12 protein-coding genes are annotated in these 18455 nt (G+C 71.4%); 4 read left to right on the top strand and 8 right to left on the bottom strand.

All coding sequences use genetic code 11. From position 1 onward, the window contains the following. Positions 1-14: 14 nt before the first annotated feature. Together ACIOGZ_RS28150 and ACIOGZ_RS28145 are read left to right on the top strand one after the other, a co-directional pair. Positions 15-3437 (top strand): hypothetical protein, encoded by a 3423-nt coding sequence (locus ACIOGZ_RS28150; RefSeq protein ID WP_400805592.1) that lies wholly within the window; start codon positions 15-17, stop codon positions 3435-3437. Between the two features lie 48 nt (positions 3438-3485). Further along, positions 3486-6098: a pPIWI_RE module domain-containing protein gene (locus tag ACIOGZ_RS28145; protein WP_400805593.1), complete on the top strand. Its 2613-nt coding sequence runs from the start codon at positions 3486-3488 to the stop codon at positions 6096-6098. A gap of 98 nt (positions 6099-6196) precedes the next feature. Here ACIOGZ_RS28145 and glnA read toward each other — a convergent pair whose 3' ends face one another. Then, positions 6197-7609, bottom strand: a complete 1413-nt coding sequence (gene glnA / locus ACIOGZ_RS28140; protein WP_063347323.1) for a type I glutamate--ammonia ligase — start codon at positions 7607-7609, stop codon at positions 6197-6199. Positions 7610-7872: 263 nt separating this feature from the next. Between glnA and ACIOGZ_RS28135 the strand changes: the two genes are divergently transcribed. Further along, the gene (locus ACIOGZ_RS28135; RefSeq protein WP_350885262.1) at positions 7873-8340 is read left to right on the top strand and encodes an RDD family protein; all 468 of its coding nucleotides are present in this window, start codon (positions 7873-7875) and stop codon (positions 8338-8340) included. Positions 8341-8465: 125 nt separating this feature from the next. On the opposite strand, the gene ACIOGZ_RS28130 is transcribed toward ACIOGZ_RS28135, so the two are convergent. The 7 genes from ACIOGZ_RS28130 to ACIOGZ_RS28100 form a co-directional block, all read right to left on the bottom strand. Further along, positions 8466-9155 (bottom strand): DUF4191 domain-containing protein, encoded by a 690-nt coding sequence (locus tag ACIOGZ_RS28130; RefSeq protein WP_063347321.1) that lies wholly within the window; start codon positions 9153-9155, stop codon positions 8466-8468. Between the two features lie 205 nt (positions 9156-9360). Beyond that, entirely contained in the window at positions 9361-9540 is a 180-nt protein-coding gene (locus ACIOGZ_RS28125; protein WP_363580931.1) for a hypothetical protein, read from the bottom strand. A gap of 224 nt (positions 9541-9764) precedes the next feature. Then, positions 9765-10718 carry a lipoyl synthase gene (gene lipA, locus ACIOGZ_RS28120; protein ID WP_063347320.1) on the bottom strand — a complete coding sequence of 318 codons (954 nt, stop codon included), beginning with the start codon at positions 10716-10718 and terminating at the stop codon, positions 9765-9767. A 198-nt stretch (positions 10719-10916) separates the two neighbouring features. Further along, a complete protein-coding gene (gene lipB, locus ACIOGZ_RS28115; RefSeq protein ID WP_400805695.1) occupies positions 10917-11687 on the bottom strand; it encodes a lipoyl(octanoyl) transferase LipB in 771 nt (256 codons plus the stop codon). Positions 11688-11883: 196 nt separating this feature from the next. Beyond that, complete coding sequence (locus ACIOGZ_RS28110; RefSeq protein ID WP_400987855.1) at positions 11884-13791, bottom strand: helix-turn-helix domain-containing protein; 1908 nt, start codon at positions 13789-13791, stop codon at positions 11884-11886. Between the two features lie 59 nt (positions 13792-13850). Next, complete coding sequence (locus ACIOGZ_RS28105; RefSeq protein ID WP_400987853.1) at positions 13851-15218, bottom strand: MFS transporter; 1368 nt, start codon at positions 15216-15218, stop codon at positions 13851-13853. 185 nt (positions 15219-15403) lie between these two features. Further along, a complete protein-coding gene (locus tag ACIOGZ_RS28100; RefSeq protein ID WP_363580939.1) occupies positions 15404-16165 on the bottom strand; it encodes a 3-hydroxybutyrate dehydrogenase in 762 nt (253 codons plus the stop codon). A 310-nt stretch (positions 16166-16475) separates the two neighbouring features. On the opposite strand from ACIOGZ_RS28100, the gene ACIOGZ_RS28095 reads away from it, so the two are divergent. Beyond that, positions 16476-18380 carry a regulator gene (locus ACIOGZ_RS28095; protein WP_363580941.1) on the top strand — a complete coding sequence of 635 codons (1905 nt, stop codon included), beginning with the start codon at positions 16476-16478 and terminating at the stop codon, positions 18378-18380. Positions 18381-18455 lie beyond the last annotated feature (75 nt).

Here is an 18455-nt window from a genome sequence, read left to right as displayed (position 1 = left end):
ACGCCCGACCGAAGTTGCCCGGACCGACGGCGGAGTTCCTTTGCCAGGTCGAACTCGGTCTGTACCTCCAGCACCGGCTGATGCCGGAGGCCCCGGCGGCCCAGGCCTGGGTGCTGTTCAGCGGGTACGGGTTCGCCAAGGCCTATCAGGTTCCGCTGCCGCCGGATGCCGATCGAACCCTCAAAGTCGCCAGGTATTCACTCTGGACCCTGGCCCGGCGCAGGGCCTGGCGGGAGGCCCTGGAGCGCTACCAGCAGCTGGACCCGGCGCTACGCGGTTACGACGTGGCGCACGCCGACACCGAGGCGGTCCGCCGGGAGGTCTCGGTGGGAACAGAGCGGTGGCAGACCTACGACCAGCTGCTGTCGGTGGCACCACCTTTGGCGGGTCGGAGGCTTCCGGTCGCCGGTCCGGGGCCACACGCCTTCCCGGTCGGCCGCTCGCTGGCGGTGGTCGACCTGCCGGAGGTCTCCCCGGCGCCCATGGTGGTCCACGACGTGGATCTGGTCCCGGCCGGCGGGGGTGAGCCGCTGACCTTCCGGTTGAAGGACCTGGCACGCACCGCAGCCGTGATGGACGCCGTGGACCGGCGCTTCGACAAGGCGAAGGACCTGAGCTGGGCGGGGCGGTTGCGAGGGTTCGAGATGTCCACGGCGGAGCTCGGTGTCTTCCGGGGGTCCGAGGAGTTCACCGTGGACGGGATCCAGCACCTGCTCGGCATCGTCGGGGCGGGCAAGAGCACGCTGCGGGACATTATCGCGGTCCACTTGGCCAGGCGCCGGAGGCGGACTACCGTCGTGGTCTCCGACGTGGCCGAGGTCCTGAAGCTGGTCGAGCTCTACAACCGGTACACCGGTGGCGCGGCGGCGCCGGTGCTCGGCTCCTCCGGCCGGGAGCGCCACGCCCAGCGGCTGCACCGCAGACTGGCCGGCCGCGGCGAACACCGACTGCTGGCGCACGACGACCCGGCCTTCGCCTACCTGGGGACGTCCTGCGTGCTGAACCTCAAGCTGCGCGGCGGGAACGGCGAGCCGCTCGCCTTCGGCGAGTCGCCGTGCAGCCGGCTACGCCCACCGTCCGACCCGCACCGGCGGACCGGGCGCGCCCACGCCTCGGAGTGGCAGAAACAGAACCTGGCCTGCCCGTACTGGTCCGCCTGCCCCCGGCACCATGGTGCGCGGGCCCTGGTCGAGGCGGCCATCTGGGTCGCCACGCTGCCCAGCCTGATCGACTCCGCGCCACCGTACCCGCAGAACGGGGAACGCATCCGCTACCTCGAACTCGCTTGCCGGCGCAGCGATCTGGTGATCATCGACGAGGCCGACCGGATCCAGATGCAACTTGACCAGACTTTCGCCCCCGCGGTGCTGCTGGCCGCCGACAAGGAGCGGGGGCTGATCGACTGGCTGAGCCGGCACAAAATCCGCGAACTCGCCGCGAGTGGTCGCACCCAATTGTCCGACCGAGACGTGGCGATCTTCTCCGCCGCGCTCAACACCGTAGTGGCGGCGACCGACCGGCTGCACGCCATGCTGGTGGCCCAGTATCCACTGCGCCAATGGGTGGGGCGCGGCTACTTCAGCGCCTGGACGCTCCAGTTGGACATCCTCGACGAGCGATTCCCCCTGCCTGAGGACGCGGCTGAGGACCACCCGCACCGTGCCCCGCTGGAGGAGCTCCAGAACCTACTGGAGGCCTTCCGCGACAACCCGTTCGGCGACCGCGCCCGGCACACCGAGGTGGACTTCTCGCACCTCACGGTGCTGCTCAACGAACTGCTGCACACCGGGAACCCGGAGCGGACCCGGGCCCGCCTACTGGCCGTCGTGAAGTCCCTGCTCCAGCTCGATGAGGCCTTCATGGCCGAGAAGGAGGCGGAGTACCAGGAACGGTTCGCGGCCTGGCAGGCGAAGCAGGAGGCGCGGCAGTGCCGGCAGCGCAGCGGCAAGCGAGTCGGAAAGGAGGCCCCGCCGCCGCAGACCCCCGGGCAATGGTGCGACAGCATGGCCGATCGGTTCGAACTCACCTTGTTGTTGAGCGCCCTGGAACCGCGCCTGGCGCTGATCAACGCCATGTGGCCGCGGGTCGAAGCCGCACTCAGTCTGGGCTTCAGCGAGATGTACCGACGGCCGAACGACTACGCCCCGATGGTGCCCGAGGCGCCGATGGGAAACGTGCTCGGCTTTCAGTTCCTGGTGCACGGCGAGGACGGCGAAGGGGTCCGTAGCGGGGAGCTGACCTTCTTCCGGTGCAGCGGGGTCGGCCGTGAACTGCTGCGGGTCATGCCCGGCTTGGCCGCAGTGGACGGCCGGCCCGGTGCCCACGTGCTGCTCATGTCCGGCAGCAGTTGGGCGGGGCAGTCCAGCCGCTACCACATCCAGGTTCCGGTCGGAGTGGTGATCGAGCCACCGCCGGAGGCGATGGAGCGGATCGCCGCCGAGAGCGGGATGCGCTTCGAGTTCATCGACGACGACCAGGGGAAGTTGCGTGTGTCGGGCAGCGCCCCGGCGGAGCGGCCGGCCAAGCTGCGCCGCATCGCGACCTGGCTCGGCGCCAGCGCGGACGACATCGAGGACGGCGGGCCGCTGGAGCAGGAACTGCTGTCGCTCCCTCCGGAGCGCGACCAGATCCTGCTGCTGGTGGGCAGCTACCAAGAGGCACGCGTGGTGGCGGACACCCTGCACAACCTCAACAAGCGCTGGCGGAACAAGGTGCTCTGCCTCGTCTCGGATGACGAGGAGATCGAGGAGGAGGACGAGGCCCCGTCCGCGCAGCGGGCCCGGACCCTGCGCCGGGGCGACGTCGAACGCCTGCGGGACCTCCAGGCGGACATCCTGGTGGCGCCGCTGCTCTCGGTGGAACGCGGGCACAACATCCTCAACCGCAGGGACGAGGCGGCCATCGGGTCGGTCTACTTCCTCGCCCGTCCGAACCCGCACCCCGACGACCTGTCACTGGCGGTGCATGCCGTCAACGACTGGATCGTGCGGGCCCAGGAGGATGGACGGTTCGGGGAGTGGGTGCGCAGCGGGAACAGTTTGGAGGCAGGCGCCGAAGCGGTCCGTCGGGAGGCGAGGTCATGCTGGTACCGGGTGCTGCAGCGGTCCATGGCGTGGAGCCGGCTCAACGAGGACCGAGCGCAGGTCACCTGGGACATCCTGGTGTTGATGTGGCAGGTCATCGGTCGGCTCGTGCGTGGCGGTGTCCCGGCTCGTGTGGTCTTCGTGGACGCGGCCTTCGCCCCGAACCGCGCGTCGTGTCCGCCGGCCGCGGACACGGCGAAGTCCAGCCTGCTGCACAGCATCCTTGAGGTCCTCGATCCGTACTTCCAGGACGGGGCGACACCTGCCGACCACGAATTCATCGTCCGGGCCCTCTACCAGCCGCTGTGGCGCATGCTCGGTCGCTGCCTGGCCCAGCCGCTGCCAGCGGCTTGATGGTGCATCAGTCGTCGAGTCCGTGTCCTTTCACCGAGGAGCACTGCCATGTATCACGCCATTCGTGCCGTGGCTTACGAGCCGAACCCTGAACACGGAGCCTGGCAGGAAGACCTGCACGTCCTGCAGCTCGGATGCGGCCTGCAAAAGGAGTTGATGGATCGTCAGAAACGTTCGCGCGGCGGTGGCCAGTCGCACCTCCCCGTAGCCCGGCTCCACTCGCTGCTGCGGGCCTGGGCGCCGGGGGTACTGGCCACTGGGCGCAACGCCGGAGCCGACGGCCGACTGCCTTGGCTCTACGCGCGCGAGCCCGTTCCGCGGCAGGTCCTCGCGCCGCTGATCGGCACCTGGGCCGCCGCCCTTTCCAGCAGCGATGACGAAGCGGTCGACCTGGAACGGGAGTTGCAGACAGGGTGTGAAGCTACGGGGCTATCCCTGCCTGAGTGGGAGACCGAACGGGTTGACCTTACAGAGACGGTCGTGTCCCCCGGCGGTACGGCGGAACCTCTGTCCAGGCTCTACCGCCTGCTCCCCGAGGCGGTTGCCTTCCGCTTGGCCGGCACGCCTTTTCGTACTGGTGGCGGCAGTCTCCGCTTCCGTGTCGTCAGTTCCGGAATCGGCGGGGTCGATCTGGTCTCCTGGCCGCCGCTGCGGTACGAACACCGGAAGCAGACCTGGTACTACTCGGCCCACCTGACCGTCACCGTCCATACGGTGCCGTTCGCCCAGCGGTTCCGGGTCCACGTGACCACCGGGGTGCGTCGCTGGGCCACCCGGCTGGACATCCCCCGGTGGAAGCTGGGCGGAGCGACCGTACTGCTGGATACCCCACTGCCGTGGCCGGAAGGGCCGGACCAAGGCTACCGGCTGATGGTCAACACCCTGGGGTACGACTGGAGGTCCAAGGAAATCGCCTGGAAGCGGCGCAGCCCCGCCCTGCTCCTGTCCGATCTCGACATCACCCGCCGGTTTCCGGAGCCGGAGGAGCTGTTCACCTCCCCCGAGAAGTGGCTCAACGGACGCCAGGACGTTGCTGCCGGAATCGTCTACCACCCGGTGCTCGGGCTGCACGAGGTAGGGGCCGGCCTGATGCCACGGGAGCGGGCTGGACTGGACGCGTGGATCGAGCAGGGGCTGAGCCCCGTCCTGCGCCGAGTAGCGGACCTGAGCCGGGTCACCCGGCGGAACACCCCTTCCCTGCTGCCCCGCTCCGCAAAGAAGGGCGAGCCGGGCAGCAGGGAAGCACAGCAGGCTCTGGCACGCCGTACCGCGTTGGGCCGTGCTCTCGACGGCCGACCGCTGGACGTGGAGATCCTCTGGCAGTCACCGCAGACCCGGGACGCCCTCCTTGCGGCACTTCCGAAGGTCATCGGTCTTGTGCCGGGGAGCCGGACCGACGGGGGCGGCGCGACCAGCTGGACGGCCGACGGCGTCCGGATCGTGGTCCGGACCAGGCCGGCCGGAGAGCTGGCGAGCGCCCTGCGGCTTTCCACCGACCGCAAGCGCCGCCCGGCCGTTCGCCTGGCCGAGGCCATCACTGAGCGCTGCGCCCTGGTGGCGGAAGCGGATGACCGGACGCGTGACGGCGTCAGTCTGGTGATCGCAGAGATCGCCGGGAAGGAGCACTTCGCCTCGGTGCCCGGTTCCGACCCCAAACATGCGCTGCGCCTCGCCTGCGGGCGACAGGGGAGGCTCACCCAGTTCATCAACCTGCCCGATCCCGGGACGGCGGCCCTGGAACACCGGGCCAACTGGGCTTGGCTGGACGCCTTCCGGCAGCTCGGTGCGATCAGCCCGCCGGCCCACCGGGCGGGTGACGGTATCCCAGGGGACCTGCAGTACGCCGCGCTCTGGCTGGTGCGCTGCACAAAGGACGGGCCCACCCGGAGCCCAGCCCGCCGCCTGGTTGCGGTGCGGGTCCGTTCCGACGGAGACCCGGGGACGGTCGAGGGTTGGGACACGGGACGGGCCGAGTGGGTGCCCTACCCCAGCATGCTGCTGTCTCTCGTAGAGGCCGGCGGCACGGTCCCCACGGACCTGGAGCGCGAGATTCGCACCGTGCTCTTCCAACTCCGTGACCGGCCGACCTTGTTGCTGGTCAACTCGGGAAACCTCCGGCAGTGCTGGCCGAGGCTGCGCAACGGCGCGCTGACCCGCGACATGCTCGCCTTCGGCACCGGTCCGGATCAGCGACTCACGGCCTACGGCAACGACCTGCGGATGGTCCTGGTCCGGGACGAGAACGGCCGGGGCGAAGTACCCGAGTGGTACGCCCATGACGAGCTGGCCAAGATCGGCTTCTCCGAAGGCGTCTGGGCCCTGTCGGACGGTCCCCACAACCGCATCTTCGCCAGTACGACCAGCACCCCACCCACCGCGGCAAGGCCGAAGGGGCTGATGAAGCTCGCCCCGACTCCGGGAAGCCGGACCGCGCCCGGGAAGACGGCCTGGAACCCCAGGCTTCTTGAGGTTACGGTTCTCGGCTGCTGTTCCTCTGAACGCTCGGCAGACCATCCCGTCGACTGGGCCACCCTGACCCACCAACTCCGCTACCACGACGACTACCCGCCCCTGGCGTACCCCCTCCCGCTACACCTCGCGCAACTGGCGAAGGAGTACGTCCTCCCGCTCGCCCCTGCGGAGGGATCGGCCGAGGGGTGAACGAGTGCCAGCCATCAGGCGTTTCCGTAGGTCAGCGCATGGCTGACCTACGGAAACGCGATTATGAATTGGCGTGTTTCCGCAGGTCAGAGCACCTTCTACAGGTCGTAGTACAGCTCGAACTCGTGCGGGTGGGGGCGGAGGGCGATGGGGGCGATCTCGTTGGTGCGCTTGAAGTCGATCCAGGTCTCGATCAGGTCCGGGGTGAAGACGTTGCCGGCGAGCAGGTACTCGTGGTCGGCTTCCAGGGCGTCGAGGACGGCCGGGAGGGAGGCGGGTACCTGCGGGACGTTGGCGTGCTCCTCGGGGGCCAGCTCGTAGAGGTCCTTGTCGACGGGCTCCAGCGGCTCGATCTTGTTGCGGATGCCGTCGAGGCCGGCCATCAGCATGGCGGCGAAGGCCAGGTACGGGTTGGAGGAGGGGTCGGGCGCGCGGAACTCGATGCGCTTGGCCTTGGCGTTGGAGCCGGTGATCGGGATGCGGATCGCGGCCGAGCGGTTGCGCTGGGAGTAGACGAGGTTGACCGGCGCCTCGAAGCCCGGGACCAGGCGGTGGTAGGAGTTCACCGACGGGTTGGTGAAGGCCAGCAGCGAGGGGGCGTGCCGGAGCAGGCCGCCGATGTAGTAGCGGGCGGTGTCGGAGAGGCCGGCGTAGCCCTGCTCGTCGTAGAAGAGCGGCGAGCCCTCGGTCCACAGCGACTGGTGGACGTGCATGCCCGAGCCGTTGTCGCCGAAGATCGGCTTGGGCATGAAGGTGGCCGTCTTGCCGTTGCGCCAGGCGACGTTCTTGATGATGTACTTGAACAGCATCAGGTCGTCGGCGGCGTGCAGCAGGGTGTTGAACTTGTAGTTGATCTCGGCCTGGCCGGCCGTGCCGACCTCGTGGTGCTGGCGCTCGACCTCGAGGCCGGACTTGGCCAGTTCGAGCGACATCTCGGCCCGCAGGTCGGCGAAGTGGTCCACCGGCGGGGTGGGGAAGTAGCCGCCCTTGTACTTGACCTTGTAGCCGCGGACGTCGCCCTCGGCGGCGCCGGAGTTCCAGGCGCCGGCCTCCGAGTCGATGTGGTAGAAGGACGCGTTGGCGCTGGTCTCGAAGCGGACCGAGTCGAAGACGTAGAACTCGGCCTCGGGCCCGAAGAACGCGGTGTCGGCGATGCCGGAGGAGGCGAGGTAGGCCTCGGCCTTCTTGGCGACGTTGCGCGGGTCGCGGCTGTAGGCCTCGCCGGTGACCGGGTCCTGGATGAAGAAGTTGATGTTGAGGTGCTTCTCGACCCGGAAGGGGTCGAGCCGAGCCGTGGCGAGGTCCGGGACCAGGGCCATGTCGGACTCGTGGATGGCCTGGAAGCCGCGGATCGACGAGCCGTCGAACATCAGGATCTCGGACGGGTCGAAGGTCGCCGCAGGTACGGAGAAGTGCTGCATGACGCCAGGCAGATCGCAGAAGCGGACATCGACGAACTTCACGTCGTTGTCCTGAATGAACTGCTTCACTTCGGCGGCGTTGTTGAACATCCATCCTCCTCGGCGTGCGAATGTGGCTCACCCTAGGAACGGGCCGTTTCTGGCCGGTGACCCGGTCGTTTCATAAATGTTAACCACGCCCGCCGATCGGGTGGCAAAGATGTACGGGACGGGGCAAAACGTACCGCCGTCAGGCTCGGCTCTCCACAAGTGGTCTGGACCACTTGGAAAGCTCCGGCGGCACGATTCACCCGCCCGTGGCGTTCGGGGGAGCCGGTGGCGGTCCGGACGGGTCGCCCGGTTAGTGTGGATTCGTGGACACCAGAGAAGCGTTGGGATCGTGGATCGACGGCCCGAAGGCGGCCGCCGAGAAGATGGGGGCCGACTTCGGCTTCCGCGGCGAGCGCCTCGGCCTGCCCAAGGAGGGCCCCGGCTCGATCGCGGGCCCCGGCCGCCGGATCGGCGCCCTGTTCGTGGACGGTTGGCTGGTCGCGCTGATCGCCTACGGGCTGATCGGCAAGGGCAGCCCGGCCGAGGCGAACCTGTGGACCAGCCCGCTCTACTTCCTGGTCGCGGCGGTGCTGCTCGCCACCACCGGGACGACCGTCGGCAAGCGGCTGTTCGGCCTCCGGGTGATCCGCCTGGACGGCGGCCGCGCGACCATCCCGCAGGTGCTGCTGCGCACCTTGCTGCTCTGCCTGGTGGTGCCGCCGCTGGTCTGGGACCGTGACACCCGCGGCCTGCACGACAAGGCGGTCGGCACCGTCGAGGTCCGGATCTAGTCGGGATCTGTCGAGGCCCTGACCCAGTCCGGATCCAGGGCCGGACGACCTTGCCGCACAACACTGAACGGCCCCGCTGCGGGATCTCCGCGGCGGGGCCGTTCAGTGTTGTGGTCGGGGGAGCGTCAGCGGGCCTGGCCGCCCTTGGGCATCCGGGCACCCTTGGGCATCGGGCCCTTGGGGATCGGCGCCTTGGAGAGCAGGTCGCCCAGGGCGCGCAGACGGTCGTTGGTCTCGGTGACCTGGGACGCGGTGATGGCGCGGGGCAGTCGCATCAGGTGGATCTGCAGCTTCTTGAGCGGGATCTCGCCCTCGCCGGTACCCACCACGATGTCGTGCACCGGCACGTCGCCGACGACCCGGGCCATCTTCTTCTTCTCGGAGGCCAGCAGCTGGCGCACCCGGTTCGGGTTGCCTTCGCCGATCAGCGCGATTCCGGCCCGGCCCACCGCGCGGTAGACCGCGTCCTGGTTGCGGGTGACCGCGACCGGGGTGGAGTTGGAGCTCCAGCCGCGTCGGATGTTGTTCAGCACCGCCGCAACGGCGCCCGGCTGCCCTTCCATCTGTCCGAACGCCGCGCGTTCGGCCCGGCGCCCGAAGACGATCGCCATGGCCAGGAAGGCCACGATGAAGCCCAGGATGCCCAGGTAGATCGGGTGGTCGATTGCGAAGCCGATGGCGAGGAACACGCCGAAGGTCAGCAGGCCGACGCCGGCGATGATCAGGCCGATCTTGGTGTCGACCTTCTTGGTCATGGTGTACGCCAGGCGGATCTGCTTCAGTCGCCCGGGGTTCTCGGATGTTTCCCTCGCCATAACGCTCATGGTACGTGGCACGGGTACGGGATAACCAAGCCCGGGTACCCGTTCGCCTCGATCCGTGACTCGTGTGCCCTGTGTCGTCGCACACAGCGACCGTCTGCCACGGCGAACGGCCCCCGGCGCGGTCGCGTCGAGAACGTCGCCGTCGAGAACGTCGCCGTCGAGAACCGTGGAGAACTGTAGAGAACCGTCGGGGACGTCACCGTCGTGGCGGTGACGTCGTCGCCGCCCGCGCGTCGTGGCGGCGGTCCGCCGCGTACTGGCGGTTCTCGCAGACCGCCGCCCAGGCGTTGCGCCGGGCCTGCTGCTGGCCACCCGCCAGCAGGACGCTCTCGGCGAGCCGCAGCGCGACCCCCACCGACCGGATGCGCATCCGCATGCCGAACAGCTCCCCTCGTGGCTGAGAAGAATCGAACGATCGCAACGAGTCCATCGTCACCATCCCGTGTTACCAGGCGGTGACCAGGCAGTCAAAGCGCGGTGAAAACCACAAGGGCGGAGCCGAGGCTCCGCCCTTCGCCCGCATGCGGGTGGCTCAAAAGCACCGGATCAGCAGGATCGGCAGGATCAGCCGACCCCGCTGCCCCAACCGACCCAGCCGGATCAGACCGCGGCCTGCGCGCGCCGCTCCAGCGCCTGCCGGTACAGTCGCCCGGCCCGGTAGGAGGAGCGCACCAGCGGGCCCGACATGACCCCGGCGAAGCCCAGCTCCTCGGCCTCCTGCTGGAGCTCGACGAACTCGTGCGGCTTGACCCAGCGCTCCACCGGGTGGTGGCGCAGCGAGGGGCGCAGGTACTGGGTGATGGTGATCAGCTCGCAGCCGGCGCCGACGAGGTCGGCCAGCGCCTGGCTGACCTCCTCGCGGGTCTCGCCCATGCCGAGGATCAGGTTGGACTTGGTGACCAGCCCGGCCGCGCGGGCCTGGGTGATGACGTCGAGCGAGCGCTCGTAGCGGAAGGCCGGGCGGATCCGCTTGAAGATCCGCGGCACCGTCTCGACGTTGTGCGCGAGCACCTCGGGGCGGGAGGAGAAGACCTCGGCCAGCTGCTCGGGCACCGCGTTGAAGTCGGGGATCAGCAGCTCGACGCCGGTGCGGCCGCTCTCGCGGTCGGCGGTCAGCGCGTGCACCTGGCGCACGGTCTCGGCGTACAGCCAGGCGCCGCCGTCCGGCAGGTCGTCGCGGGCGACGCCGGTGATGGTGGCGTAGTTGAGGTCCATCGTGACGATGGACTCGGCGACCCGGCGCGGCTCGTCCCGGTCGAACTCGGCGGGCTTGCCGGTGTCGATCTGGCAGAAGTCGCAGCGGCGGGTGCACTGGTCGCCGCCGATGAGGAAGGTCGCCTCGCGGTCCTCCCAGCACTCGAAGATGTTGGGGCAGCCGGCTTCCTGGCAGACGGTGTGCAGCCCCTCCTTCTTCACCAGCGACTGGAGGGCGTTGTACTCCGGCCCCATCTTCGCGCGGGTCTTGATCCACTCGGGCTTCCGCTCGATGGGGGTCTCGCTGTTGCGGACCTCCAGGCGGAGCAGCTTCCTGCCGTCGGGCGCGACAGCGGACACGTGCGACTCCTAGAACTAGACGGGGTACCCCCAGGGTACGCCTGTGGTTGTAAGGCCTTTGCGCGGCCTGTTGCCCCGCAATCGCAGGGCAACAGAGCTACTGGCCGGTAGATTCCCGGGGGAGAACCCGGAACAGGACACGGGGAAGAATCCGGAGCAGGACCCGGGTGAGGACCCGGGTGAGGGCCCGGGCCCGGGTCAGCGGGTGAGCGCGGGTTCGGGCAGCTCCGCGAACACGTCCGCCAGGTGCCGCTCGACCATCGGCAGCGCCTCGCCGACGGTGAAGTCGCGCCCCAGCTCACCGGCGAGCGAGGCGACGCCGGCGTCCCGGATGCCGCACGGCACGATCCGGTCGAACCAGGTCATGTCGGGGTCGCAGTTGAGCGCGAAGCCGTGCATGGTGACCCCGCGGGCGACCCGGACGCCGATCGCGGCGAGCTTGCGGTCGTCGCCGCGCTGGCCGGCGTTGGACGGCGCGTACTCGGGGCCGGCCAGCCGCGGGTCGATGCCCAGCGGCAGGCCCATTCGCAGGGTCAGCTTGCCGATGTCCACCACCTGCGCCGGGTCCACCACGGCGTCCGGGATGGACTCGCCCAGCACCCAGACGCCGCTGCGGCCCTCGACCCGGGTGGTTCCGACGCCGAACCCGGCGCAGGCGCGGATCAGCGCCTCCTCCAGCCGGCGGACGTAGGCGACCACGTCGATCGGGTCGGGCAGCTTGACGATGGGGTAGCCGACCAGCTGGCCGGGGCCGTGCCAGGTGATCTCTCCGCCCCGGTTGACCTCGACCACCGGGGTGCCGTCCAGCGGCAGGTCGGCGGGGTTGGTGCGCTTGCCCATCGTGTAGACGGGCTGGTGCTCCAGCAGCAGCACGGTGTCGGGGATCTCGTCCGCGACTCGCAGCGCGTGCAGGCGCTGCTGCTCCTCCCAGGCCTCCTGGTAGGCGATGGCGCCCTCGCCTGTCCCCATTCGAACGAAACGCACGTTCTCGCTCACCGCTGCCGCTCCTTGCCAGGCGTTCGAGACCAACCTCGCCACTGTACGCCCACGCCCGTACGGACGGTTCAGCCGCCCGTACGGGACGTTCGGGCACCCGCACGGGCCGCGCCCGCAAGGGCCGATCAGCCCTCCGCAAGGAGGTCGATCAGTCCTCCGCGAGGACCGCTCAGCCCCCCGCGAGCAGTTGCAGTCGCAGCGCCAGCTGGAGTTCGAGCGAGCGCTCGGGGTGGTTCCAGTCCGGGCCGAGCAGCGCCTCGACCCGGTCCAGCCGCTGGACGACGGTGTTCACGTGGACGTGCAGTTCGTCCTTGGCGCGGGTGAGGCTGCCGCCGCAGTCGAAGTAGGCGCGCAGGGTGCGGACCAGTTCGGTGCCGCGCCGGGCGTCGTAGGCGAGCAGCGGGCCGAGCGCCGAGCCGACGAAGCCGTCCACGTCGTGCCCGTCGCCGAGCAGCACCCCGAGGAAGCCCAGCGCGCGGGCCGAGGCGCCCTCCCCGGCGCGGCCGAGCACCCGCAGTGCCCGGACGCAGCGCAGGCCCTCGGCGTACGAGGCGGCCAGCGCGGGCGGGCCGGCGGCCGGACGGCCGGCGCCCACGGTGACCGGGAACCCGGCCAGCCGGGCCAGCCGCTCGGCGGCCTGCCGCGCGGCCTCCTCCGGGTCGCCGGCCTCCGGCACCAGCAGCACCACCGCCTCGCCGTGCTCGGCGCTGACGCCCCGGGAGCCGAACAGGTACCGCCGGGCGGCGCCGGCCAGCCGGCCGCGGTCGGGGACGGGGGGCCCGGCGGGTTCGGCCGGTTCGGCGACCAGGACCAGGTGCGGGCGGGCGAGGTCGACGCCGAGCCGGCGGCCGCGCGCGGTGAGCCCGGCCGGATCGCGGTCGGGGGCGGTCAGCAGGTCGGTGAGCAGTTCGCCACGGACCCTGTTCTCGGTCTCGGCCACCGAGCGGCGCAGCAGCAGGAGCAGCGCGGTCACCACGCTGGCCCGCTCGAACAGCCGCCGGTCCGCGTCGTCGAGGCCGGGGCGTCCGCGCAGTACCAGGGTGCCGAGGGCGTCGTGCCCGGCCAGCACCGCGCACACCCACAGCTCGCCGTGCCGGACGGACCGCCCCTCGGCCCGGGACGCGGCGACCGCCTCCGCCAGCTCGCCGGCGGGTGCGGACCGCCCGGCCAGCGGCTCGCCCTCGGCGTCGAGGACCGCTATCTCGCCGCCCAGCAGGGCCGCGACGGCGGCGGCGACGTCCGGAACCTCGGCGCCGCGCAGCACCAGGTCGGTGAGCCGGTCGTGGGCCTGCTCGGCGCGCTGGACGGCGGCCGAGTGGGCGCGGACCAGTTCGTTGGCGCTGTTCAGTTCGGCGAGCGCGGCCTGGGTGTCGGCCAGCGACTTGGCGGTGTCCAGGGCGATCGCGGCGTGCGCGGCCAGTGTGCACAGCAGCGCCACCTCGTCGGGGGAGAAGGCGCGGGGCGAGCGGTCGGCGGCGAACAGTACCCCGATGACCTCGCCGCCGAGCAGCAGCGGCACCCCGATGATCGCCACCAGGCCCTCGTCGAGCACGCCCGCGTCGATCGTGCCGGTGTGGTGGAACCGTTCGTCGGTGCGGTAGTCGGGGGTGGCGTACGGGCGGGCGGTCTGCGCGACCAGGCCGCCCAGGCCGTGGCCGAGACTGAGCCGCAGGGTCTGGAACAGGACGGAGACCGAGCCGTCGGTGACCCGCATGTAGGTGTCGCCCGCGGCCTCGTCCGGCAGGGTCAGGTACGCGGTGTCGGTGCCGAGCAGCATCCGGGCGCGGCGGACGATCGCCTGGAGCACGGTGTCCAGCTCCCGGGAGGCCGCGAGGTCCCCGGCGGTGTCGAACAGTGCGGTCAACTCCGCCTCCCGGCGCCGGTGTTGACGCAGCGTGCGGTGCACCCGCAGGGCCTGCCAGGTGGCGTCGTCGATCTCGGCGAGGACGGCGGCCGGCGCCCCGCGGCGGCGGGCGTCGGCCAGCACGTCGGCGAAGTCCTCGGTGGCGGCACCGGAGGCGAGCAGGTTGAGCAGCCGCCGCAGCGCGGGCGCGGCGCTTTCGTGAGGGTGGTTCATGGTGCGTGCCGCCAATCGGCGTCGGGTCCGGCGGAAGCGCGATCGTAGCGGCTCCGCCGTCAGGCGGTGGCGGGCTTGGCCGCCACGGCGGCGGCCTCCGTCTCCACCGCCGCCTCGACGTCCGCCAGGTCGCTGCCCCTGGTCTCCCGCCCGCACAGCACCGCCAGCACGGTGATCGCCGCCGCGATCGCCACGTACACCGAGATCGGGGTGGCGTTGCCGTAGTCCTTGAGCAGCGCGGTCGCGATCAGCGGCGCGGGCGCGCCGGCGGCCACCGAGGCGAACTGGGCCCCGATCGAGGCGCCCGAGTAGCGCATCCGGGTGGCGAACAGCTCGGAGAAGAACGCCGCCTGCGGTGCGTACATCGCGCTGTGGAAGACCAGCCCGACCGTCACCGCGACCACCAGCTGTCCGAACGACCTGGTGTCCACCAGCCCGAAGAAGACGAACGCCCAGACGCCCACCCCGACCGCGCCCACCAGGTACACCGGCTTGCGTCCGACCCGGTCGGACAGTGCTCCGAACAGCGGGATCAGCGCGAACTGGATCGCGGAGCCGATCAGTACGGCGTTCAGCGCGGTCTGCTTGGAGAAGTGCGCGTGGGTGACGGCGTACGTCAGCACAAAGGTGGTCATCACGTAGTACGAGATGTTCTCCGCCATCCGCGCGCCCATCGCCACCAGCACCTCCCGCCAGTGGTTGCGCAACACCGCCACCAGCGGAGGCTGTTCGGCGGTCCTCCGCTGCTGCTGGGCCGCCAGCGCCTGCTTGAACAGCGGCGACTCGTCCACCGCCAGCCGGATCCACAGCCCGACCCCGACCAGCACCGCCGACAGCAGGAACGGCACCCGCCACCCCCACGACAGGAACGCGTCCTCCGACAGCACCGCCGTCAGCAGCGACAGCACCCCCGCCGCCAGCAGGTTCCCGGCCGGCGCCCCGCCCTGCGGCCACGACGCCCAGAACCCGCGCCGCCGCTGGTCCCCGTGCTCCGACACCAGCAGCACCGCCCCGCCCCACTCCCCGCCGAGCGCGAAGCCCTGCACCAGGCGCAGCACCGTCAACAGCACCGGCGCCGCCGCCCCGATGGAGCTGTAGGTGGGCAGCACCCCGATCAGCGTGGTCGACCCGCCCATCAGCAGCAGGCTGAGGACGAGCAGCTTCTTCCGCCCGACCCGGTCCCCGAAGTGCCCGAACACCAGCGCCCCGATCGGTCGCGCGGCGAACCCGATCGCGTAGGTGAGGAAGGACAGCAGCGTCCCCGTCAGCGGATCGGTGTTCGGGAAGAACAGCTTGTTGAACACCAGCGCGGCCGCTGTTCCGTACAAGAAGTAGTCGTACCACTCGATGGTGGTCCCGATGAGACTGGCGGCCACGACCCGAGGGAGTGAGCGGGTGGCTGCCGTGGCTGGTGCGGAGGCGTTCATGGTCACCACTTCCGGGCCGGGGGGAGGATGTCGCCCCCAGGGACGTCGCCCCGAGGAGTGTCGTCCCGAGGGGCGCCGCCCCAAGGGACGTCGCCACAAGGTAGGGAGGCGCGTTCCCCGGGACTATGTGGGCCGCCCACATAGTCCCGGGGGTCGGTCTGGGGAGGACGGCCAGGTGCCGCCGCTCAGTGCGCCGTCCAGCCGCCGTCGACGGGGAGGCTGGCGCCGGTGATGTAGGAGGCGGGCGGGGAGCAGAGCCAGAGGGCGAGTTGGGCGATCTCCTCGGGCTCGATGAGGCGCTTGACGGCCGTGCGTTCGAGCATGATCTGCTCGACGACCTCGTCCTCGCGGATGCCGTGGGCGAGCGCCTGGCTCGCGATCTGCTTCTCCACCAGGGGAGTTCGGACGTAGCCCGGGTTGATGCAGTTGCTGGTGACGCCGTAGGGGGCACCCTCCAGGGCGACGGTCTTGCTGAGGCCCTCCAACGCGTGCTTGGCGGTGACGTAGGCGGACTTGAAGGCGCTGGCCCGCAGGCCGTGGACGGAGGAGATGTTGACCACCCGGCCCCACTCCTGCTCGTACATGTGCGGGAGAGTGCGGCGCAGGATGCGGAACGGCGCCTCGACCATGACGCGTTGGATGAGGGTGAAGCGGTCGGGCGGGAACTCGTGGACGGGCGCGACGTGTTGGAGGCCGGCGTTGTTGACCACGATGTCGGCGTCGGCCGGCAGGGCCTCCACGGCCTCCGGGTCGGCGAGGTCCGCGACGACGGCGCGGCCGCCGATCCGCTCGGCGAGCTCCCGGGCCGGTCCGGCCGCGAGGTCGACGACGTAGACCCGGGCGCCGGCCTCGGCGAAGGCCTCGGCGCAGGCCCGGCCGATGCCCGAGGCGGCCCCGGTGACCAGGGCCGTCCGGCCGTCGAGCGGGCGGGCTGTAGTGGTGTCCATGGCCGAGAACGCTAGGAAATCCGGGGGCCCGGCTCCCATGTGGTGGTCCACCACAGCAGCCCGGTGGGCTGTGGTGTTCACCGCCATGACGGCCGATCGACGGTTCGACCGCGGAAGGCCAAACCCGCGCCGACCGCGCTTCCCCACAATGGGCGCGGTTGCTTCACCCGTTCGGAGGATTGCTCGGTCAGATCCACCCATAGCGCCCGAATGCTCGCTACATTCACGCCGATTCCCGACAGGGGGCGCCGCCCCAGGCAGCCGAAGTGCTGGTAGAGCCCGGTGCGACGTCCGAGAGGTGTTGACTGACATGCCCCAACGGCCTGCAACCGACAGCCCGGCGTACGGACCGCTCGACCCGCTCGGCCACCACCGAGGCCCGGTCGGCCGGACCCTGCCGGACGCCCCCGACGCCCTGACCGCCGACGCCCCGACCGCCGACGAACTGCGGCTGCCCGCGCAGGCCACAACCGACCGGCACGAACCCGCCGTCCCCGCCCCCGGGCCGGTCGGCGGCCACTCCGGGCACTCCGGCCCGGCCCCGCAGAACGGCCAACTCGCCGCGCTCATCGAGGAAGCCGGCTTCTCGCACGCGGGCCTGGCCCGCCGGGTCGACCAGCTGGGCCTGGAACACGGCCTCGACCTGCGCTACGACAAGACCTCGGTCACCCGCTGGCTGCGCGGCCAGCAGCCCCGCGGCGCCACCCCCGCGCTGATCGCCGAGGTCTTCACCCGCCGCCTCGGCCGCCGCCTCACCGCCCAGGACCTCGGCCTGGACGCCTGCGCCCCGGTGTACGCGGGCCTGGAGTTCGCCGAGACCCCGCAGGAGGCGGTGGACATCGTGGCGAGCATGTGGCGCAAGGACAACGGCCCGCAGTCCGAACTGCGCCGGATCGCCTTCACCCCGGCGGGCCTGGTCGTCCCCAGCCGGGACTGGCTGATCGGCCGCACGGACGAGCGCGTCGCCCGGGACGGCTCGACGATGGCCCGCCCCGACGTCGCCACCGGTCCGCCCACCGGTCCGCCCGCCGCCACTGCCGGTACCACCGGCACCGCGGCATCCGCCGTGACGGCAGCATCCGCAGCATCCGCCGCGCCCGCCCAGAGCGTGCCCCCCGCGCCCGGCGCTCCCCCTCCGAGCCCGGCGCGCGGCCAGGCCCACCACGGGGCCCCCGGCATGCGCCCCGTGCCGGGCGCGGCCGGCCCCGCCGGGCCCACCATCGGCCGGGTGCCCACCCAGAGCCGGCGCCCGCCGACCGCCGTCGAGCCGCCGTACACCGAACCGGCCCGCGAGTCGCGCCCCGCCCTGCGGGTCGGCCGCGGCGACATCGCCGCCATCCGCGCCGTCGGCGACCTCTTCCGGGCGCTCGATCACGCCTACGGCGGCGGGCACGCCCGGCAGGCGCTGGTCCGCTACCTGGAGAGCGAGGCCGAGCCGATGCTGCGCGGCCGCTACGGCGAGCAGATCGGCCGGGCGCTGTTCGGCGCCGTCGCCGACCTGACCAGGCTGGCCGGCTGGACGTCCTTCGACATCGCCGCGCACGGCCTCGCCCAGCGCTACTTCGTCCAGGCGCTGCGCCTGTCCCAGGCCGCCGGGGACCGCGCGCTCGGCGGGTACGTCCTGGTGACGATGAGCCAGCAGGCCGTCCACCTGGGCCACGGCCGGGAGGCCGTCCAACTGGCCAGGGTCGCCCAGCAGGGCGTGGGCACCGCCGTGCCGCCGGTGGTCCAGTCGCTGATGCACGCCGCCGAGGCGCGCGGGCACGGCCTGCTGGGCGACGTCCGGGCCTGCACCACCGCCCTGGTGCGCTCCGAGCGGGCGCTGGCCGCGGCCCGGGTCGGCGACGAACTGCCCTCCTGGGCGCGGTACTTCGACGAGGCCCAGCTCTCCGACGAGTTCGCCCACTGCTACCGCGACCTCCAGCAGTGGCGCACCTCCGCGCAGCACGCCGAGAAGTCGCTGCGGCTGCGCTCGCCCGCCTACGCGCGCAGCCGGATCTTCTGCCGGCTGGTGCTGGCCACCGCCCGGCTCGGCATGGGGGACCTCGACGAGGCCTGCACCATGGCCACCGACGCGCTGCGGGCGGCGGGGGAGATGCGCTCGGCCCGCTCGCTGGAGTACGTCCGGGACTTCCACCGCCGCCTCACCCCCTACCGGGGCAGCCCGGTGGCCCGCGCCTTCGAGGAGACGGCCCGCCAGGCCGGCGTGATCTGAGGACCTGTCGAAGAGGGGCCGGTCGGGCGAGCCCCGGCGGCCCTGGAAACCCGTCCGGCCCGGGTCCGCCCCGGG

Source organism: Kitasatospora sp. NPDC088160 (assembly GCF_044741445.1).
Classification (GTDB): domain Bacteria; phylum Actinomycetota; class Actinomycetes; order Streptomycetales; family Streptomycetaceae; genus Kitasatospora.
Note: the sequence above shows the minus strand (reverse complement) of the source record. Positions and strands in the feature narration are given on the sequence as shown.